Genomic DNA, 18,342 nt, shown 5'->3' on the forward strand with positions numbered 1-18,342 from the left:
CCTGCAGTTACTTCCATGCTCATCTTTCAGACCGTTGGCATCATCGGCAAAAAACGTGACGCGCGCGTCGGCCCGACACTGGCTCGACTCGCTGCTTTACTGCGCAAACTCGACTGCACGGTGCTGGTCGATGCGGCCAGCGCTGACCATATCGATGACCCGTCTTGCCGCTACGCCACCGTTGAAGAACTGGGCGCACGCTGCAATCTCGTCGTTGTAGTAGGCGGCGATGGCAGCCTGCTCTCCGCCGCCCGCTCGCTTGCGCACACCGGCGTGCCCATTCTCGGCATCAACCAAGGCCGTCTCGGCTTTATGGTCGATATCAATCCCGACGAAATGGAAGCAACGCTGGCGCAGATTTTTGCTGGCGACTACGTCAACGAAGATCGTTTACTGCTCAGCGCGCGCATCGTACGCAATGACGGCCAATCAATTGATGGGCCTTTCCTCGCGATTAACGACGTCGTAATCCGCAACCAAGCGGCCGTTCGCATGTTGGATTTCTCGACCTGGATCGGCAACGAGTTCATCAGCCAGCATCGCGCGGACGGCTTCATCGTGTCGACGCCGACGGGCTCGACCGCTTACGCATTGTCTGGCGGCGGCCCAGTTCTGCACCCTTCCCTGCAAGCGCTGGCGCTGGTGCCAATTTGCCCGCACACCTTGTCGGATCGTCCTATTGTTGTTGGCAGTGATCGCACCGTTCGCATCATTCTCGGCGGCGGCGAAGGCACGCGCGCAATGTTCACTTGCGACGGCCAAACCAACGAGAGCATCAACCCCGGCGATGCGATTGAGATCAGCCGCGCATCAGAATCACTGCGCTTGATCCATCCGGCGAATTACAATTACTTCAATATTCTTAGAAACAAACTTCACTGGGGCCGCGCGCCTGCCTGACGCGCCACATGCTTAAACATCTAAACATTCGCAACCTCGCAATCATCGATGAGCTAGAGCTCGATTTTGCTGCGGGCTTTACCACGCTCACCGGCGAAACCGGCGCGGGTAAATCTATTTTGATCGACGCCATTGGCCTCGTGATCGGCACACGTGCGGACAGCGCGCTGGTGCGTGTAGGCCAAGAGAAAGCTGAGATCAGCGCCGAATTTTCTTTAAGCGATTCTGCGGAAGCACACGCTTGGCTCGGCGAGCAGGAAATGCTCGATGCCGATGACAAAAACCTCTGCGTGATCCGTCGCGTCGTCTACGCCGAAGGCCGTACACGCGCTTTCGTGAATGGCAACGCCGTCAACGCCGGACAGCTCCGTGAGCTAGGCGAAACGCTGATTGAAATTTTCGGCCAGAGTGAAAGCCAAACGCTGTTGCGTGGTGACGTACAGCGCCGACTGCTCGATGATTTTGGTAGCTACACCAACGCACTTGAGGCCGTTGCAAAAGCCGCACGCGCGCATGCTGAGATTGAGCGCAGCATCGAACGCATTCGCAATGCAGGCGAACGCGATCCGGCACAGATCGACTATCTGCGATTCCAACTGCGCGAACTCGAAGCGCTGAATCTGCAAGAAGGCGAACTCGAACAACTCGAAACCGATCACAAGCGCCTTGCGAATGCAGGCAAGTTGATTGGCGATGGTGGTCAGGCACTGGATCTGTTGTACGGCGGCGAAAGCAGTCTTTATGACCAGCTCAGCAAAGTCAGCAGTCTGCTCGGCGCGCTCGCGCCGATTGATGAAGGCTTCAACGATGCCCTCGCGCTTTCAGACGCTGCGCAAGCGCAAGTACGTGAATCCGCTGACGCGCTGCGTCGCGTGCTCGACAAACTTGAGCTTGATCCCGATCAGCTCGCGCAGATGGAACGCCGTCTCGCCACTGTTCACGAACTCGCACGCAAGCACCGCATCAAAGCCGCGGAATTGCCTGAGCGTTTAACGTCGCTGAAAACTGAACTCGACGAACTCGAACACGCCGCCACTCGCTTGAACGAACTCGAAAGTCAGCGCGATGCTGCACTGAAGACGTATCGCACGGCCGCGCAGAAACTCAGCAACGAACGTACTAAAGCTGCAAAGAAATTCAACGACGGCGTTACCACCATCGTTCGCCAACTCGGCATGGCTAACGCGCAATTCATCGCCGCAATTGAGAACAACGCTGGCGACAAGCCACGCGCACATGGCGATGATGAAATTCGTTTTGATTTTTCCGCTAACCCCGGCCAACCGCCACGCGCGCTTGCCAAGGTTGCATCGGGCGGCGAACTCTCACGCGTCTCGTTGGCGATTCAAGTCGTCGGCAGCCAGAACGGCGGCGCGGCAACGATGATCTTTGACGAAGTCGATGCGGGTATCGGTGGCGGCACAGCCGAAATTGTCGGCCAGAAACTGCGCGCACTCGGCAGCAGTCGCCAAGTGCTGTGCGTCACGCACCTTGCGCAGGTGGCCGCTCAAAGTGCCAATCACTTTGGAATCCGCAAAGAAATTAAAACCGGTCAGACCTTCACGCGTGTACGTCCGCTGGCAGACAAAGATCGCGTGGAAGAATTGGCGCGCATGCAAGGCGGCGTAGAAATCACCGCCGCGGCATTGAGTCACGCGAAAGAACTGCTGAAGAACGCCGCGAAAGTCTAAACTGGCGATGTCGTGCTTAAACGACACCTTTTCGATCATTAATCAATAATAAAAAACAAACCCCCAATGGCCATCAGCCATTGGGGGCGATTTGAGTGCCCGCGAACCGCGCTTAAGGCGCAGCCACTAAGAACAAATTTACTCTTTGACTTCGTTAACGGCATCGCGGGTGGCATGACCGACGTCTGTCGCTGCATCTTTAACGCCGTGCCCCACATCTTTAGCCACGTCGCGAGACTTGTGGCCGACGGTCTTGGCCGCATCACGCGTTCCGTGACCGATTTTCTTGGCGACATCACGGGTGCCATGACCAATCTTTTTGGCGACGTCGCGCGTACCGTGGCCGATAGCCGTTGCGCCTTTCTTGATGGCGTGGCCGGTACCGACGGCGGCATCTTTAACGCCATGCCCAACTTCGGTCGCACCCTCTTTGATCTGCTCGCCCGCGGTTTCTTCCGCAAAGGCAACAGATGAGACCACTAACAAAGCAGCAGCAAGCTGAAATTTAATCGACATGGCGTTCTCCTATCTAAAACGAAGGATTAGTTACCGCTTCGGCAGTTTTTGCACTCGCCGTACATGATCAGGCTGTGTTCGCGCAGGCTAAAGCCGAGTTCCTTGGCTTTTTCGTGCTGGCGCTTCTCGATGACGTCGTCTTGGAACTCAACAACCAATCCGCACTTGATGCAGACCATATGGTCATGATGGTTGCCACGTTCCAATTCAAATACGGCATGGCCGCCTTCAAAGTGGTGACGGCGGACAAGGCCAGCGGACTCAAACTGCGTAAGTACGCGATAAACAGTGGCCAGACCGATATCGTCCTGCCCGTCTAAAAACTGCCTATAGATGTCTTCAGCCGACATGTGACGCGTCGGGCTGTGCTCCAGCATTTCTAGGATTTTGAGGCGCGGCAGCGTGACTTTGAGGCCAGCGTTACGAAGGTCAGAAGATTCCACGGTATAAGCCCATGTCGAGGTGGATTTTGGGTATTATCGCATTCCCTTAGCTACGATCACCATCATTACTCATGCGTTCCTTCCTGATTCTGTTTGCGGCTCTTTCTCTAGGCGCCTGCGCCACCGCAAGCAATGTGGTGAATCGTGTGGTTTACAAACTACCCACTCGCCAAGGCAATGTCATTGATCAGAAGCAGCTGGATCAGCTGCAAGTCGGCATGACGCGCGATCAGGTTAAATTCCTGATGGGCACTGCAGTCGCCACTGGCCCATTCTCAGAAGACCGCTGGGATTACATCGGTTACTACAAATCACCGCGCGGCGAAGTCAGCGAGCGTACGGTGACGCTATATTTTGATGCCAATAAGCTGAACAAGATGGAAGGCGTCCAGATCGCTGGTGGCGCCGCCGATAACCTTGGCATGCAGCCACCTAATGCGAAGGCTGTGATTGATCAGCAGAAGAAAGAACATATGGAAGACACTCGCTCACAGAACGAGCGCGTAACGGAAAAGGGCGATCCTTCAACGCCTACAAACCAGGCTCCTTAAGCCCAAGTTTCCGCTTCTTCGCAACACGCTCCCGCCGTACCACTTTGGGGTCGGCGGTGAGCTCGCGGTAAATCTCCACACGGTCACCGGCTCGCAGCGCTGAATCCAGCGGGACAATGCGACCGAATACACCAACCTTCACCGTCGCTAAATTAATCTGCGGATATTGCGCCAGCACGCCGCTGCTTCCGATTGCTGCGCGCACGGTTGCGTCTTGCGGCAAGTTGATCGCGAAGATGCGTTGCTCAGTCGGCAAGGCATACACAACTTCCACTGCAATCACTTCAAGACTTGCCATAGACGACTTCAGCACGCTGCTTGAACGCATCCATCACGCTGCCAATGGCGCTGTTGATCAGCGGCGCTAACGTGCCTTCCATGATTCGGCTGCCGAATTCCAAAGAAATTTTCAGTGTGACTTTGCAGGCGCGCTCAGCGAGTGGTTGAAACTCCCAAACACCGCTGAGTTGTTTGAACGGACCGTCGAGCAATTTCATGTGAATGCGCGTGCCGTGCTCCATCCGGTTCTCGGTGGCAAAGCTGTCTGACAAACCTTTCACACGGAAACCCACACGCGCGCGCACCAATGTTTCGTCTGCGGATTCCACACGCGCTGAAACACAGCCAGGCAAAAATTGAGGGTATGACTCGATATCCGCAACGAGCCGGTAAAGTTCATCAGCGCTGAAAGTCAGTAGCGCTGAGCGTTCGAGTTTCGCCATCGACTACAAACCCCAAAGTGACGTTAGCCAATCCAGCAATCCTGCTGAATACACCAGCACCACAATCAAGAAAATACGAGCCGGATAACGCAGCATCGATTTCCATGCGCCGTAGAGCCAAGCGTCACGTTCACCAAAGGCGGCTCGTGACATTTCTTCCGGCATGATGCGCGAAGCAAAAATGCACAGCAGCAGGCCGCACGTTGGCGCAAACCAATTCGACGTCAGAATTTGCAGCCACTCAAAGAAGTTGCGGTTGAGCACGCGCACGTCTTGCAGCACGCTGAAACAAAGCAGCGAGAAAATGCCGATCAGCCAAATGATCACTGCACTCCACACCGCAGCAAATGCGCGCGTGGTGCGTTGCCAGTCAACGATAAAGCGCGCGACAGGTTCCAGCAGCGTGACTGCCGACATCAAAGTCGTTGTCAGTAGCATCACGAAAAACGCGACGCCAACAAAAGTACCTGCAGGCCCCGCTGGCAAAGCGCGTGGCAACACTTCAAAGATCAATGCCAAACCAGGCGTTGGTTGCAGATTCGCGCTGAAGATCAGCGCAAACACCGCAACGCCGGCAACGAGGCTGTAAATCGTGTCCATCATGATGACGGTGAGCGCCATGCGCTTGAGTGGCGCGCTCGCGGGCAGATAGCTGCCCATTGCCATCATCACGCCCATGCCCAGACCCAGCGTGAAGAAAGCCTGATTGAGCGCAACCACCGCGCCGCGCCAGCCGAATTTGTGGAAGTCCGGCGTCAATAAATAAGCCAAAGCCGCCTTGCCATCGCCGTGCAATAGCGCGTAGCCGCAGATCAGCAGACTCAAAATAAATGCGGTCGGCACCAAACGACGCGCCGCTTGCTCAATGCCATCACGCACGCCTTGCGCAACAACGATGCAGGTCACCACCATAAACAGCGTGTGCCAAGTCAGGCTGCGCTCGGGATCCTGCGCCAAATGTAGGAACGTGGCGTGCGCGCGCTCAGCATCAGCACCGCTCAATACGCCACCGGCCACACGCGCCACATAAGCAGCGCTCCACCCCGCGACCACACTGTAGAAAGACAGAATCAGCGCCGCACCCACCAGCGACAGCGCGCCAATCACGATCCAAACACGTTGTGCCTTGGCCGTCTCAACAAGTCGGGCAAAACCGTTGACGAGGTCGTCACGCATCCAACGACCGAGCATCCATTCAGTAGTCAGCAGCGGCAACCCGACCAGCAGTAGCGCAATCAGATAAGCGCCCAAAAAGACCACGCCGCCGTACTCGCCCATCAGGTAAGGCAGTCGCGCAACGTTACCAATACCCATAGCCGCACCACCCGCCACCCATAGGAAGGCGCGGTTGGAGGACCAGTAGCCGTAGCTGCTTTCGCGGATATTCATAGACGTAGTTTATCCATAGCCACCTATAATGTGCGGATGAGCAAGAAGAAAGAAGAAAAAGAAGCGCCGCGCCTGATCGGCGTGAACCGACGCGCTCGCTATGAATACTTCATAGAAGCGACGTACGAAGCCGGTATCTGTCTCATGGGCTGGGAAGTCAAAAGCCTGCGCGACGGTAAGTGTCAGATTACTGAGGCTTACGTGATTCTCAAGAACCGCGAAGCGTTTTTGATTGGCGCGCACTTTACGCCGCTGCGTAGTGCATCTACGCACGTCAACCCGGATGCCACTCGTTCGCGCAAATTACTGCTGCATGAGCGCGAACTCTCGCAGCTGGTCGGCAAAGTTGAGCGCGCGGGTTACACCGTAGTGCCGCTGGACATGCACTGGAGCAATGGCCGCGCCAAGCTTCAGATCGGCTTGGCAAAAGGCAAGAAACTGCATGACAAACGCGCCACCGAAAAAGATCGTGACTGGGGCCGTGAAAAAGCCCGCGTGATGCGTCACGATCGCTAAGGCACATCACGGAACCAAAGGGCTTCGTGGTACTCTAACGTTGTACATGTTGCTTTAAACCGCTTTCGGGGCCGACTTGGATTCGACGGTGATTGGAAGGCTGACGTGCATGCCGAGGTGCAGTGGTCCTCGTAAAACTCTTCTGCAACTAAGCTAGTTGCTAACGACGCAAACTACGCCCTCGCCGCTTAAGCGGTGAGCGTTTGACCAGGTGGTGTTGGTACCCCTGAATCAGACGTCGACTCTTACCAAATCGCGCAGCGGAGGGCTACTGGCCAAAGCGTTAAATCCAAAAAGTAGATAAGCGTTAGCGTTCCGTGCCCATTCGGCAGCTAACGACGAAAAATAATAATCGGGCTACGCATGTAGATCGAATGTTGGAAGGTTATCGGACGGGGGTTCAATTCCCCCCGGCTCCACCAATTAAAAACACCGCCGCAAGGCGGTTTTTTTATGGTGATGAATAAAGTCATTGAACCCCGCAGGGGTCACCGGTTTGCAGGAGCAAACCGGCACATCAACGCATGGCGTTGATGCCCCGAGTACAGCGAGTGGGTGGAGCACATGGATGTGCTGAATCATTCCCCCCGGCTCCACCAAACAAATGAGCCACCGCAAGGTGGCTTTTTTATTCGTGGCGACTGCTGACAGCTCTAGCGCTTGGTTGGCTTCGGTCGTCCGAACAATGCATTGAGACCGGTCTCAACAATACCAGCGCCAAAATCCTTACCCACGCTGACGACTTTAGCGGTTTCTTCCATCAGGCCTGCAGTGTGCGACTGCGAAAGCGCATCAACAAAGCCTAACTTCACCTGCTCACGCAAATCCGGCAGCAATTCTTGCCCCGCCGCGTACACGCCGCTCTTCACGCGCGATTCAAACTCAATCTGCAATTGATCGAGTCGCTTATCCAGCTGCGGCTCCCAGTGCCAACGAAACAGCACATAAGCCAACAACAGCGTGATGACGCTGCTCGCGAGTGCGGTCAGTAATATCGGCAAGGCATCGTGCAGCATGTAATTCTCCTACTCATTCAAGCGCTATAGCGACATATTCTGCGCGTAAGCTGCGTTTACGGCTATATCGTGGCACGGCTGCGGTAATTCACTCAGAATGCTGGCTATAAAGAGCGCTCGAATATGCCCGACTCAGAGCGCCGTTAAATTGCGTGGAGGTTGTGTGGCGACTGCTGACAAAATTTTGAACGGCGTCATTCCGCTGGTTTATGCCAAGCGTTGGCTGACGTTTGGTTTGCTGATGTTGGCTACGATTGGTCTGTTCATTGCAGCACTGGGCCTTAAACCTGACGCGGGTTACGAAAAGCAGATCCCGCTTGATCACCCGTTCATGCAGGTCTTCAAAAAGTACGAGAAGGCTTTTGGCGGCGCCAATCTGATCTCGATTGCTCTGATTCAAAAAGATCGGCAGAAAGACATCTATAACGAACACTTTCTCGACAAGCTGAAGAAAGTCACTGACGAAGTTTTCTTTCTCCCCGGCGTTGATCGCTCTCGCGTGCAATCACTTTTCACGCCTGGCGTGCGCTACGTTGAGATTGTTGAAGATGGCTTTGCGGGTGGCGATGTTATTCCACGCAATTACTCACCCAGCCCAGAAACATTCAATCTGATCCGCGCCAACGTCGGTAAAGCGGGCGTGATTGGTCGACTGGTTTCCGGCGATCAACGCGGCGCACTGATCACGGCTGAATTGCTGGAGCATGATCCCAGCACTGGCGAGCGACTCGACTATCGCAAAGTCGCGCAGCAGATGGAGGACATTCGCAGTAAGTTCCAGGATGCAGGCGTCGACATCCGCATCATTGGCTTTGCCAAAGTCGTTGGCGACGTCACCGATGCCAGCGTTGAAGTGGTTGGATTCTTTGTTATTGCTCTAGTACTGACGCTGGGCTTGCTGTGGTTGTTCTGCGGCTCGTTGCGACTCTCGCTGCTGCCACTTTCTGCAGCGATTACCGCGGTGATATGGGAGCTGGGCTTGCTCAAACTGGCAGGCTTTGGACTCGATCCTTTTGCGATTCTGGTGCCGTTCTTAATTCTCTCGATTGGCGTCTCGCACGGCGTGCAGTACATCAATGGCTGGGGCAATGAAGTCGCGGTGAACGAGCGCACGCCTTATGAGGCTTCGGTCGAAACATTCCGTCGCCTATTTATTCCCGGCAGCGTTGCCATCATCACCAACGTGATTGGCTTTGCGACGCTGACGTTTATCCAGATTGAGATTGTGCAAGAGATGGCGATCAACGCTGCGCTCGGCATGACGGCTGTCATCATCACCAACAAAGTGATGCTGCCCATCGTGCTGACGTGGGTGAAACTGGAAGACGCCGCTAAATTCCGCGAACGGCAGAAACTGCGCCAAGATCTCGGCGACAAACTCTGGCGTCACGTCGCAAAGTTCAGCACACCTAAATTTGCACTGCCAACTTTAGGTATCGCCCTACTCGCGCTGGCGTGGGCAATCTGGATGTATCCGAAGCTGATCATCGGCGATCAACAAATTGGCGTGCCTGAGCTGCGCCAAGACAGTCGCTACAACCAGGACTCGCGGGCCATCGCGCAAAATTTTGTGATTGGCGTTGATCTGCTGAAGGTTATTGCTGAAGGCAAACCCTATGGCTGCGTCAATCACGACACGATGGCTGTGATAGATCGCTTTGCATGGCATATGCAAAACACGGAAGGCGTGCTGTCGGTGATCTCGCTGCCCACCATCGCCAAATCGCTGAACGTTGCCGTGCATGAAGGCTCACCGGATTGGTACGTACTGCCACGCAATCAAGGTGGACTCGCACACATCATCGGGCCCGTGCCCTCCTCTGCTGGCTTGCAGAATCCGGATTGCTCGGTGATGCCAATCTTGATCTTCACGCAAGATCATCGTGCCGAAACCATTAGCCGCATCATTGCAGCAGCAGAAAAATTTAATGCCGATAACAAAACTGACGGCGTGAATTTTGCACTGGCCTCCGGCAACGTTGGTGTGATGGCCGCAACCAACGCTGAGATCAAAGCGCGTGAGATTGTGGTGATTGTTTGGGTTCACCTGACACTGCTGATCTTTGTATGGATTTCTTTCCGCTCACTAGCTGCAGTGGTCTGCATCATTGCGCCGCTGGTGCTGTGCTCCTTACTCACCTATGGCGGCATGGCGACGATTGGTATTGGCATGAAAGCGGCGACGCTGCCGGTCGCTGCATTTGGCGTCGGCATTGGCGTTGATGACGGCATCTATTTATGGAGTGTGCTGGCGATCTATTTAAAGCAAGGCATGCCGCTGCGCGAGGCTTATTTCCAAGCCTTGCGTCATACCGGCAAGGCCGTGGTGTTTACATCGCTATCCCTGATTGTTGCCGTCTTCACGTGGCTGTTCTCGGATCTGCAGTTCCAAGCTGACATGGGCATGTTGCTGTTGTTCATGTTCACCACCAATTTGTTTGGCGCAGTGCTGTTGCTGCCCGCGCTGGCGTGGATCATGGTGCGGCAGGACAAAACGCCCGAACCGAACCCAGAACCGAACGTTGTCACCGCGCAAAAGTCTTAAGTAGCGACGCTCCCCAATTCGGGAGCTCGCGCTCAGTACGAATACAGAACTTGAGTGTTACTAATGAATACCAAAAACAATATAAGTAAATATATTTGCACATTCTTGCTTCTGGTCCCCGCAATCGTCAGCGCTAAAGTCTCGCCTGACGAAGCGGCCAAGCTAGGCCAAGAACTGACGCCCATCGGCGCAGAAGCCGCCGCCAACAAAGCCGGCACGATTCCCAAATGGGAAGGCGGCCTGCCGCAAAAAGACATGCCGCGCGGCTCCAATCCCTTCGCTGCGGATAAACCGCTGTACACCATCACCGCTTCGACGGTCGATAAGTACAAAGACGTGCTGACGGAAGGTTACAAAAATCTGTTCAAGACCTATCCCGATTACAAGATGAATGTGTATCCGACGCGCCGCAGCGCTTCGTACCCGCAGTGGTTTTATGACGCCAGCAAAAAGAATGCGACGACGGTTGAGCTGACCAACAACGGTTACGGTTTTTGCTGCACGACCAGTGGCTATCCATTCCCGATTCCCAAGAACGGCACCGAGGTGATGTGGAATCACATCATGCGTTACAACACCAAAGGCTTCCGCGGATTTGTCGATGCTGCCGCCACGCAAGCTGATGGCTCGTATGTCGTTCAGCGCGACTACTTCGAACTGTCTTACGTCTACAACAACCCCAAGACCACGCTCGACAACATGAAGGGCATGAACCTTTATGCGCTGACCAAAACCATCGCACCGCCAAACCTCGCTGGCGAAGCGCATTTGCTCCACGTACCAATTGATCGCATGAAGGATCAAACCGGCGTTTGGTTCTTCAGCCCGGGCGTTGGTCGCGTGCGTCGCATTGGCGAAGTCGGCTATGACAATCCGCTATTCGATGGCCTGATGACGCATGACCAGATCGACATGTTCAACGGGCCGCTGGATCGCTACACCATCAAGCTGCTCGGCAAGAAAGAAATGCTGGTGCCCTACAACAGCTACATGCTCTACAGCGACAAGATCAAATACAAAGACATCGTTAAGCAAGGCCACATCAATCAGGATCTGGCGCGCTACGAACTGCATCGCGTTTGGGTGATTGAAGCGCAGGTCAAACAAGGCGTGAACCACCGCTACAAAAAGCGCACGTTCTACATCGACGAAGATAGTTGGATTGTGTTGCTACAAGACATGTATGACGAGCGTAACCAGTTCTGGCGCACCGCCGAATCACACGCGATTGCCTTCGCCAATGTGCCTGTAGTGGTGAATGGCGTGCAAGTTCATTACGACCTGCAATCGCGTCGTTACGTCGTTATCAACATGACCAACGAAGAAAAGAAAATGGTGGATTACGACTGGGAAGCCAAGCGCGACTATTTCACCCCGGCGACGCTTAAAAAGTTCGCCGAAACCCGGTAAAACCTACCTTTCAAACCACCAACCGCCGACGTTCATCGTTGGCGGTTTTCTTTACAAACATATTCAGTCCTAATTCAGCTTGGGTGCGTAATCTGCATACATCCCGCAAAGGCGGGTTAAGCCCAAGGAGCAGGCAAATGAACAAACTGACTTTGACCACCACCCTCATGACCGGCCTGATGGCCATTACCGCTGCCACCCCGGCTTTAGCGGGTCGTGACGGCACCGTGTATGCCCAGGTCGTCAGCAGCCGTCCGCTTTACAGCCAAGTTCAAATTTCCGAGCCAGAGCGCGTCTGCCGCGATGAACGCGTGGTCTACCGCGAACCGGCTCGCGTCAGCAGCAATCCGGCCGGCACGATTCTCGGCGGCATCATCGGCGGCGTGATTGGTCACCAGTTTGGTGGCGGCCATGGTCGTGATGTTGCAACCGCTGCGGGTGCCGTTGTTGGCGCCGGCATTGGTAGTCAGTCCGGCAATCAGTACCAAGGCCCGAATGAGCGCGTGAGTTATGAGCAGCGTTGCGATGTCGTCAATCATTACCGCACCGAACAGCGCGTTGACGGTTATGACGTGACGTATAACTACGGCGGCCAGCTCTACAACACGCGCCTGCCTTATGACCCAGGCCGTCGCATTGCGGTTAACGTGAGCGTGCAACCAGTGCGTTATTAACGCACTCGCACTAAACTAGAACCATGCGCACTCGGCGTTACATTTTGGTGGTTCTGTTAGGCGGACTGGTTTTCCAGTCCGCCTTTGCTGATCCCGGCCGCGGCCACCGCCGTGATGACGACCGAGAGGAACAACAACGTCCTTCTGCCGGACGCATGTCACCTAGCGAAGCTGCTGCGAAAGCACAGCGAAATAACGGTGGCGGCAAAGTGCTTGCTGTAGAACCCACCGGCACCGGCTATCGCGTCAAGCTACTCCAGCGTGGCGACGTCAATATTGTTTTTGTTCCAGCAGACTAAAGGCAGCCCATGCGCGCATTGGTAATTGAAGACGATGCCGCATTACGCGCGCAGGTCACAAAAATTCTGGAAGATGAAGGCTTCGCTGTGGATGTCGCCGCTGACGGCGAACAAGGCCTGTACATGGCCGAAGAATATCCAATCGATATCGCCATCATTGATCTTGGCCTGCCGAAAACCTCCGGCATCGAAATCATTCGCAAGGCCCGAAAAGCTGGTCGCAGTTTTCCCGTTCTGATTCTCACCGCGCGTGATGGCTGGCAGAGCAAAGTCGAAGGTCTGGAAGCAGGCGCTGACGACTATTTGGTCAAGCCTTTTCACAAAGAAGAACTGCTAGCGCGCACGCGTGCGCTGCTGCGTCGCTCCGGCGGCTGGTCACAGGCCACGCTGAACTCTGGCCCGATCTCTTTGGATACCACCGCCAAGAGCGTATCGGTTTCTGAAAAGAACGTTGACCTCACCAGCTTTGAATACCGTGTGCTCGAATATTTGCTCACGCACGCGGGCAAGGTCATTTCCAAAACCGAACTGACAGAACATCTCTACACCGAAGACGAAGAGCGTGACAGCAATGTCATCGAAGTCTTCATCAAGCGCCTGCGCTCGAAACTTGATCCTGACAGCACGCTCAGCCCGATCACCACGCTGCGTGGACAGGGCTACCGTTGGGACCTGCCGCGCGAATAGCGCCCTGCCCCGCGCAAGCGCATGACCTCTCTACGCGCACGCCAACTTTTTGCCGCGTCCTTGGTGCTCACCGCGTTCATCGCGTTGTGCGGCGCTGGCTTGGAGCAGGCATTTAATAGCAGCGCATTACAAGCTGAAGAAGACAAGCTGCAAGGCTTGGCCTATGCCTTGCTCGGCGCTGCAGAAGCCAATGACAACGGCGATCTGGGCATCCCCGAAACACGTTTGCCTGATCCACGTTTGGCCAGCCCGCAATCAGGCTTGCAAGCAGCAATCGTCAATGATCGCGGCGGTTTGATTTGGGGATCACCGAGCTTGGCGGATGATTGGCCTCTGACGCTTGCGCCGCAGGAAGTCGGCACTTGGAGATTCCAGGAACAAGGTGATTGGTTTTCGCTGACCTTCGGTTTGCGATGGCTTGACCGCGCCGACGCGCCGCGTCGTTACACCTTGCTGATCATCGAAAACAATGCATCTTTCAAAGCGCAGCTGCGAACCTATCGCCGCACGCTGTGGGGCTGGTTGGGTGGCGCTGCGCTAGGTCTGCTTGCTGTGCAATTGCTCGTGCTGCGTTGGAGTCTGACGCCGCTACGCAAACTGACCAAGGAGCTGCACAACATTGAAACCGATCAACAAGGAAATATTGAAGCGACGTATCCCAGCGAGCTGACGCCACTGACTGATGCACTCAACAGCATGATTCAGTCTGAGCGCAATCAGCAGACTCGCTATCGCAATGCACTCGGTGATCTAGCGCATAGCTTGAAGACGCCGCTGGCGGTATTGCACGGCGTCACCGACGAAGACGTCAAAGATACAAACCTACGCGGAAAACTTCGCGAGCCCTTGTCACGCATTCAAGCCATCACCGATTACCAACTGCGCAAAGCTGCAACTGCAGGACGTCGTACTTTGTCTGGACCTGTTGCGATGCGCCCCCTGGCCGAGAAAATTTCTGGCGCGCTGCAGAAGGTTTACGCAGACAAGAACATCAAATTTAGCATCAACATAGAGCCCACCCTGCGTGTGCGCGCAGACGAAGGTGATCTCTATGAATTGATCGGCAACCTGCTCGACAACGCCGCCAAGTGGTGCAAATCACGCGTGCAAATCAGTGCCAATCTCTCACGTCGCAATGTGGAGCTGATCATTGATGACGATGGCCCGGGCTTTCCAGAGAACGCCGAAAACTTGTTGCAGCGTGGCGTGCGCGCAGACAATCAGACGCCAGGCCAAGGCATAGGCTTGGCCGCAGTGAATGATCTGATTGGTGTTTACGACGGCAAGATTGAACTGCAACGCGGCCCGCTCGGTGGCGGACGCGTCTTAATTCAATTTCAGGCTTGAGCTGGAACGCGCAGGAAGTGTTCGCGGTAGTAGCGCAGTTCTGCAATGGAATCGCGCACATCATCCAAGGCCAGATGCGTTGAGTGCTTGCTAAAACCCTTTGCAATTTCAGGCGTCCAACGGCCGCAAAGTTCTTTAAGCGTGCTGACATCCAGATTGCGATAGTGGAAATGTTTTTCCAGCTTCGGCATCCAGCGCGCGAGGAAGCGACGATCCTGACAGATCGAATTTCCGCACATCGGTGATTTGCCCGCAGGCACCCACTCTTTCAGAAACGCCAGCATCTCTGCTTCGGCTTCCGCATCCGTAATCACGCTATCACGTACACGTTGCGTGAGGCCGGAGCGGCCGTGCTGATTGGTGTTCCATGAATCCATCGCTGCCAGATCGTTCACCGACTGATGCACAGCAATCACCGGGCCTTCTGCCAATACATTGAGATGTTGGTCGGTGATCACCACCGCCATTTCAATGATGCGATGAACTTCAGGCACGAGGCCGGTCATCTCGAGGTCAATCCAAATCAGATTTGTTGCGTTGGCGGTCATGTCATGAACTACTAGTTGAATGCTGGTATCGTGCGGGAATTGAGCGCCCCACGCAAAGGCGCCGTACATTTTACAGGACGAACCTCATGACTGAACTCGCCCAGCGACGCTGCATCCCCTGCGAAGGTGGCGTTAAACCTCACGATCTGGCCAGCGCAACTGAGCTGATGAAGAATCTGCGCAACGAGTGGCAGCTCGTTAATGATGGCAAAGCGGTACAAGCCACTTTCAACTTCCGCAACTATTACCACACCACCGCTTTTGTGAATGCGGCGGTCTATATCGCACATCGTGAAGACCATCATCCCGACATCAGCTTTGGCTATAAAACCTGCACGATCACGTGGTGGACGCACTCGATCAACGGTCTGTCGGACAATGATTTTATCTGCGCTGCCAAGGTTGATACCTTGCTTTAATGCGCGGAGCGCTTTCTCAATGCAGATGGCGTTTGATCAAACCAGCGGCGACAAGCGCGTGTGAACACCGACTGCTCGGCATAGCCCAATAAACCCGCAAGCTGGCTCAGGGGAATGCGCGTTTCGCAGAGATAACGCATCGCCATTTCTTTCTGAATAATTTCACGTAGCGCTTCAAAGCTGGTGTTCTCTGCAGTGAGATGACGTTGTAGCGTGCGCGGATGCATGCCCAACATCGACGCCACTTCCGACTTGCCACCTTGCGGCGTGCCCAGCGTACGTTGCAATGCATGACGCACACGCATGGCGACCGTCTGGCCCGGATTTCCAAAATTGAGTGCCAGATAATCCACGGCAATCTTCTGCAGCGCTTGATTAACGCCCTGCAAATTCTGCTCAAACGTTGAACGCGCAATATGCAAACCACCGTGCGCCTGCTCGACATGCACCGGCGCGCCAAAAAATCGGCGATACACATTCACTGGTGCAAGCGGCGTATGCGGCAAAGCTACAGCAAGCAAACCACTGCGATTGCCTGCGAGAAACATGATGATGCGATGCACATCGGCCAAACAAACATCCATGGTTTGACGCAGCGAGGTCTGCCCCGGCAACTGCAATTCAAAACGCACTTCGACTGCGTCTTTTACTAACTGACTGCGCGGATGCACGCTCAAAGACATGCTCGGGCTATGTACAAATAAATACCGCGAGAAAATTTCGACGGCATCCGCCACCGTCAGTGCGTTTTGCATCGCAATGGCCACAGGCCCGAGCACGGAAATATCTTGCTCCTCGGCCAATCTCAGTCCAAAGTCCGGGCATTGCGTGACAGTGGCACTGGCTTCAAACAGGTGAACGACGGAGCGTATGGGCAGCAGGGCTTCATCGTCTTGCAAAGCTTCCGGCGAGATGCGGTAGCGACGCAGCAACACAAGCGGGTCCGCGCCGAGCTTGCGCATCAGCGTTTCGTAACCGCGTACCCCACTGGCCCGGACCATGGCTGTCATGTCTCATAAAATCAATTCTTTGTCTCGTATTGTCAAGTTTGTGCTGTTGCACATGGGCAAAGTGGACACCGTGGAATAAGCCCGACCATTACGGGCAGTCATTAGATGAGGAGATTTTTGTGAACCAAACGTATGACGTTTTGATCATTGGCGCCGGCCTGTCCGGTGTAGGCACGGCCTGTCATCTGGCCCGCGAATGCCCAACTAAGAAAGTCGGCATCCTTGAGCGCCGTGAGCGCATCGGCGGCACCTGGGATTTATTCCAGTACCCCGGCATCCGCTCAGATACAGACATGATCAGCTTCTGCTTCAAGTTCCGCCTTTGGGATCGCCTCAAAGTGATGGCTGACGGCAAGTCGCTGTGGCAGTACATCAATGACACCGCCAAAGAATATGGCATCGACAAGAAAGTGCAGTTTGGCCTCAAGACCACGTCGATGGACTGGTCCAGCAGCGAACAGCTGTGGACGGTGACCGCGACGCACGAAGCCACCGGCGAAGTGAAAACCTACAAGGCTAAGTTCCTTGTCGGCGCCACCGGTTACTACAACTACGATCAAGGCTACCTGCCCGATTTCCCTGGCATGGACAGCTACAAAGGTCAGCGCATTCATCCGCAGTTCTGGCCGAAAGATCTGGACTACACCGGCAAGCGCGTTGTCGTAATCGGCAGCGGCGCAACCGCTGTTACTGTCGTGCCTTCGATGGCCGACAAAGCGGCGCACGTGACGATGCTGCAGCGATCACCAAGCTATGTGTTCTCGCTGCCAGATTTCGATGCCGTCTCCAACGTGCTGATGAAATTCCTGCCGAAGAGCTGGGTGTTTGGCATGGCACGCAAGCGCAACATTCTCGTACAGCGCTGTATGTATTTAGCCTCCAAACGCTGGCCAGAAAAAGCACGCGCATTCTTGCTCAGCAGCGTGAAGAAACAACTCGGCCCGAATGCCGATATGACGCACTTCACTCCACGCTATATGCCTTGGGATGAGCGCCTTTGCGCAGTGCCAGATGGCGATTTGTTCAAAGCAATTCGCGAAGGCAAAGCCAGCGTTGTAACGGATCACATCGAAACGTTTAACGAGACAGGTCTCAAGCTAAAGTCAGGCAAGCAGTTGGATGCCGACATCATCATCACGGCGACGGGTTTGCAGGTTCAGGTACTCGGCGGCGCGCAGTTGAGCGTCGACAAACAAGCGCGTCCATTGAGCACCGGCATGACCTACAAAGGCACACTGATGCAGGACATCCCGAACATGGCTTGGATCATTGGCTACACCAATGCTTCGTGGACGCTGAAGGCTGACATCGCTGCGACTTACATCTGTCGTCTGCTCAAAGACATGGATGCCAAGGGCATGGCTGTTGCCGTCCCACGTGCACCTGCTGGCGAGATGGAAGACGACACCATCCTCGGCTCACTCGGCTCTGGCTATGTACAGCGCGGCAAGTCACAACTGCCACGCCAAGGTCGCAACCTGCCATGGCGCGTTCTGCACCACTACGGCAAGGACACAAAGATGTTGTTGGAAGATCCGGTCAATGACGGCTTCCTGGAATACACACCACCAAGAATACAAGCGACAGCTACAGCCGCCCTCGCAGCTTAAAAAAGCCTGCTGACCCCGAATACCTGCTCGACGATTTCGCAAAAAACGA

Annotated in this window: 20 protein-coding genes and 1 other RNA gene; 13 read left to right on the plus strand and 8 right to left on the minus strand. The window is 55.0% G+C overall.

All coding sequences use genetic code 11. The annotated features are described in order from the left end of the window. The first annotated feature begins 15 nt into the window (after positions 1–15). The gene (locus tag CJD38_RS05325; RefSeq protein ID WP_107939283.1) at positions 16–900 is read left to right on the plus strand and encodes an NAD(+) kinase; all 885 of its coding nucleotides are present in this window, start codon (positions 16–18) and stop codon (positions 898–900) included. A gap of 8 nt (positions 901–908) precedes the next feature. After that, positions 909–2,591, plus strand: coding sequence for a DNA repair protein RecN (recN, locus tag CJD38_RS05330; protein ID WP_107939284.1), 1,683 nt, complete (start codon positions 909–911; stop codon positions 2,589–2,591). A gap of 138 nt (positions 2,592–2,729) precedes the next feature. Here the strand turns inward: recN and CJD38_RS05335 are convergent, their stop codons facing one another. Further along, a complete protein-coding gene (locus CJD38_RS05335) occupies positions 2,730–3,107 on the minus strand; it encodes a dermokine domain-containing protein (protein WP_107939285.1) in 378 nt (125 codons plus the stop codon). Positions 3,108–3,133: 26 nt separating this feature from the next. After that, positions 3,134–3,550 (minus strand): ferric iron uptake transcriptional regulator, encoded by a 417-nt coding sequence (fur, locus tag CJD38_RS05340; RefSeq protein ID WP_107939286.1) that lies wholly within the window; start codon positions 3,548–3,550, stop codon positions 3,134–3,136. A 71-nt stretch (positions 3,551–3,621) separates the two neighbouring features. Here fur and CJD38_RS05345 point away from each other — a divergent pair, with 71 nt between their 5' ends. After that, the gene (locus CJD38_RS05345) at positions 3,622–4,101 is read left to right on the plus strand and encodes an outer membrane protein assembly factor BamE (RefSeq protein WP_107939287.1); all 480 of its coding nucleotides are present in this window, start codon (positions 3,622–3,624) and stop codon (positions 4,099–4,101) included. Here the strand turns inward: CJD38_RS05345 and CJD38_RS05350 are convergent. The 3 genes from CJD38_RS05350 to CJD38_RS05360 are packed head-to-tail and all read right to left on the minus strand — an operon-like array spanning position 4,082 to position 6,212. Next, entirely contained in the window at positions 4,082–4,399 is a 318-nt protein-coding gene (locus CJD38_RS05350) for an RnfH family protein (protein WP_206362892.1), read from the minus strand. The two genes, CJD38_RS05345 and CJD38_RS05350, sit on opposite strands and share 20 nt — an antisense overlap. Beyond that, a complete protein-coding gene (locus CJD38_RS05355) occupies positions 4,386–4,823 on the minus strand; it encodes a type II toxin-antitoxin system RatA family toxin (protein ID WP_107939288.1) in 438 nt (145 codons plus the stop codon). The genes CJD38_RS05350 and CJD38_RS05355 overlap by 14 nt, the downstream gene beginning before the upstream one ends. Positions 4,824–4,826: 3 nt before the next feature. After that, entirely contained in the window at positions 4,827–6,212 is a 1,386-nt protein-coding gene (locus CJD38_RS05360) for a sodium-dependent transporter (protein WP_107939289.1), read from the minus strand. 36 nt (positions 6,213–6,248) lie between these two features. Here CJD38_RS05360 and smpB point away from each other — a divergent pair, with 36 nt between their 5' ends. Both smpB and ssrA read left to right on the plus strand, forming a co-directional pair. After that, positions 6,249–6,728, plus strand: a complete 480-nt coding sequence (gene smpB, locus CJD38_RS05365; RefSeq protein ID WP_107939290.1) for an SsrA-binding protein SmpB — start codon at positions 6,249–6,251, stop codon at positions 6,726–6,728. Between the two features lie 67 nt (positions 6,729–6,795). After that, positions 6,796–7,150, plus strand: a transfer-messenger RNA (tmRNA) gene (gene ssrA, locus CJD38_RS05370). A gap of 231 nt (positions 7,151–7,381) precedes the next feature. Here ssrA and CJD38_RS05375 read toward each other — a convergent pair. Beyond that, positions 7,382–7,744 carry a hypothetical protein gene (locus CJD38_RS05375; protein WP_107939291.1) on the minus strand — a complete coding sequence of 121 codons (363 nt, stop codon included), beginning with the start codon at positions 7,742–7,744 and terminating at the stop codon, positions 7,382–7,384. 163 nt (positions 7,745–7,907) lie between these two features. Here CJD38_RS05375 and CJD38_RS05380 point away from each other — a divergent pair, with 163 nt between their 5' ends. The 6 genes from CJD38_RS05380 to CJD38_RS05405 all read left to right on the plus strand — a co-directional run bounded on the left by CJD38_RS05380 (position 7,908) and on the right by CJD38_RS05405 (position 14,706). Then, positions 7,908–10,289, plus strand: a complete 2,382-nt coding sequence (locus tag CJD38_RS05380) for an efflux RND transporter permease subunit (RefSeq protein ID WP_161554172.1) — start codon at positions 7,908–7,910, stop codon at positions 10,287–10,289. Between the two features lie 63 nt (positions 10,290–10,352). After that, positions 10,353–11,699: a DUF1329 domain-containing protein gene (locus tag CJD38_RS05385; protein ID WP_107939293.1), complete on the plus strand. Its 1,347-nt coding sequence runs from the start codon at positions 10,353–10,355 to the stop codon at positions 11,697–11,699. A 137-nt stretch (positions 11,700–11,836) separates the two neighbouring features. Continuing rightward, complete coding sequence (locus tag CJD38_RS05390) at positions 11,837–12,373, plus strand: glycine zipper 2TM domain-containing protein (protein ID WP_107939294.1); 537 nt, start codon at positions 11,837–11,839, stop codon at positions 12,371–12,373. Between the two features lie 23 nt (positions 12,374–12,396). Beyond that, positions 12,397–12,672: a hypothetical protein gene (locus CJD38_RS05395; RefSeq protein WP_107939295.1), complete on the plus strand. Its 276-nt coding sequence runs from the start codon at positions 12,397–12,399 to the stop codon at positions 12,670–12,672. Positions 12,673–12,681: 9 nt separating this feature from the next. Beyond that, positions 12,682–13,359, plus strand: coding sequence for a response regulator transcription factor (locus tag CJD38_RS05400; RefSeq protein ID WP_107939296.1), 678 nt, complete (start codon positions 12,682–12,684; stop codon positions 13,357–13,359). A 21-nt stretch (positions 13,360–13,380) separates the two neighbouring features. After that, positions 13,381–14,706 carry an ATP-binding protein gene (locus tag CJD38_RS05405; RefSeq protein WP_107939297.1) on the plus strand — a complete coding sequence of 442 codons (1,326 nt, stop codon included), beginning with the start codon at positions 13,381–13,383 and terminating at the stop codon, positions 14,704–14,706. Here CJD38_RS05405 and orn read toward each other — a convergent pair. Next, entirely contained in the window at positions 14,697–15,254 is a 558-nt protein-coding gene (orn, locus tag CJD38_RS05410; RefSeq protein WP_107939708.1) for an oligoribonuclease, read from the minus strand. The two genes, CJD38_RS05405 and orn, sit on opposite strands and share 10 nt — an antisense overlap. A gap of 86 nt (positions 15,255–15,340) precedes the next feature. Between orn and CJD38_RS05415 the strand changes: the two genes are divergently transcribed. Further along, the gene (locus CJD38_RS05415) at positions 15,341–15,673 is read left to right on the plus strand and encodes a 4a-hydroxytetrahydrobiopterin dehydratase (RefSeq protein WP_107939298.1); all 333 of its coding nucleotides are present in this window, start codon (positions 15,341–15,343) and stop codon (positions 15,671–15,673) included. On the opposite strand, the gene CJD38_RS05420 is transcribed toward CJD38_RS05415, so the two are convergent. Beyond that, on the minus strand, positions 15,670–16,683 hold the full coding sequence (locus CJD38_RS05420) for an AraC family transcriptional regulator (protein WP_107939299.1): 1,014 nt from the start codon (positions 16,681–16,683) through the stop codon (positions 15,670–15,672). The two genes, CJD38_RS05415 and CJD38_RS05420, sit on opposite strands and share 4 nt — an antisense overlap. A gap of 119 nt (positions 16,684–16,802) precedes the next feature. Here CJD38_RS05420 and CJD38_RS05425 point away from each other — a divergent pair, with 119 nt between their 5' ends. Next, positions 16,803–18,293, plus strand: coding sequence for a flavin-containing monooxygenase (locus CJD38_RS05425; protein ID WP_107939300.1), 1,491 nt, complete (start codon positions 16,803–16,805; stop codon positions 18,291–18,293). Positions 18,294–18,342: the final 49 nt, after the last annotated feature.

The organism is Stenotrophobium rhamnosiphilum, from assembly GCF_003052265.1.
Taxonomy (GTDB): Bacteria; Pseudomonadota; Gammaproteobacteria; order Nevskiales; family Nevskiaceae; genus Stenotrophobium; species Stenotrophobium rhamnosiphilum.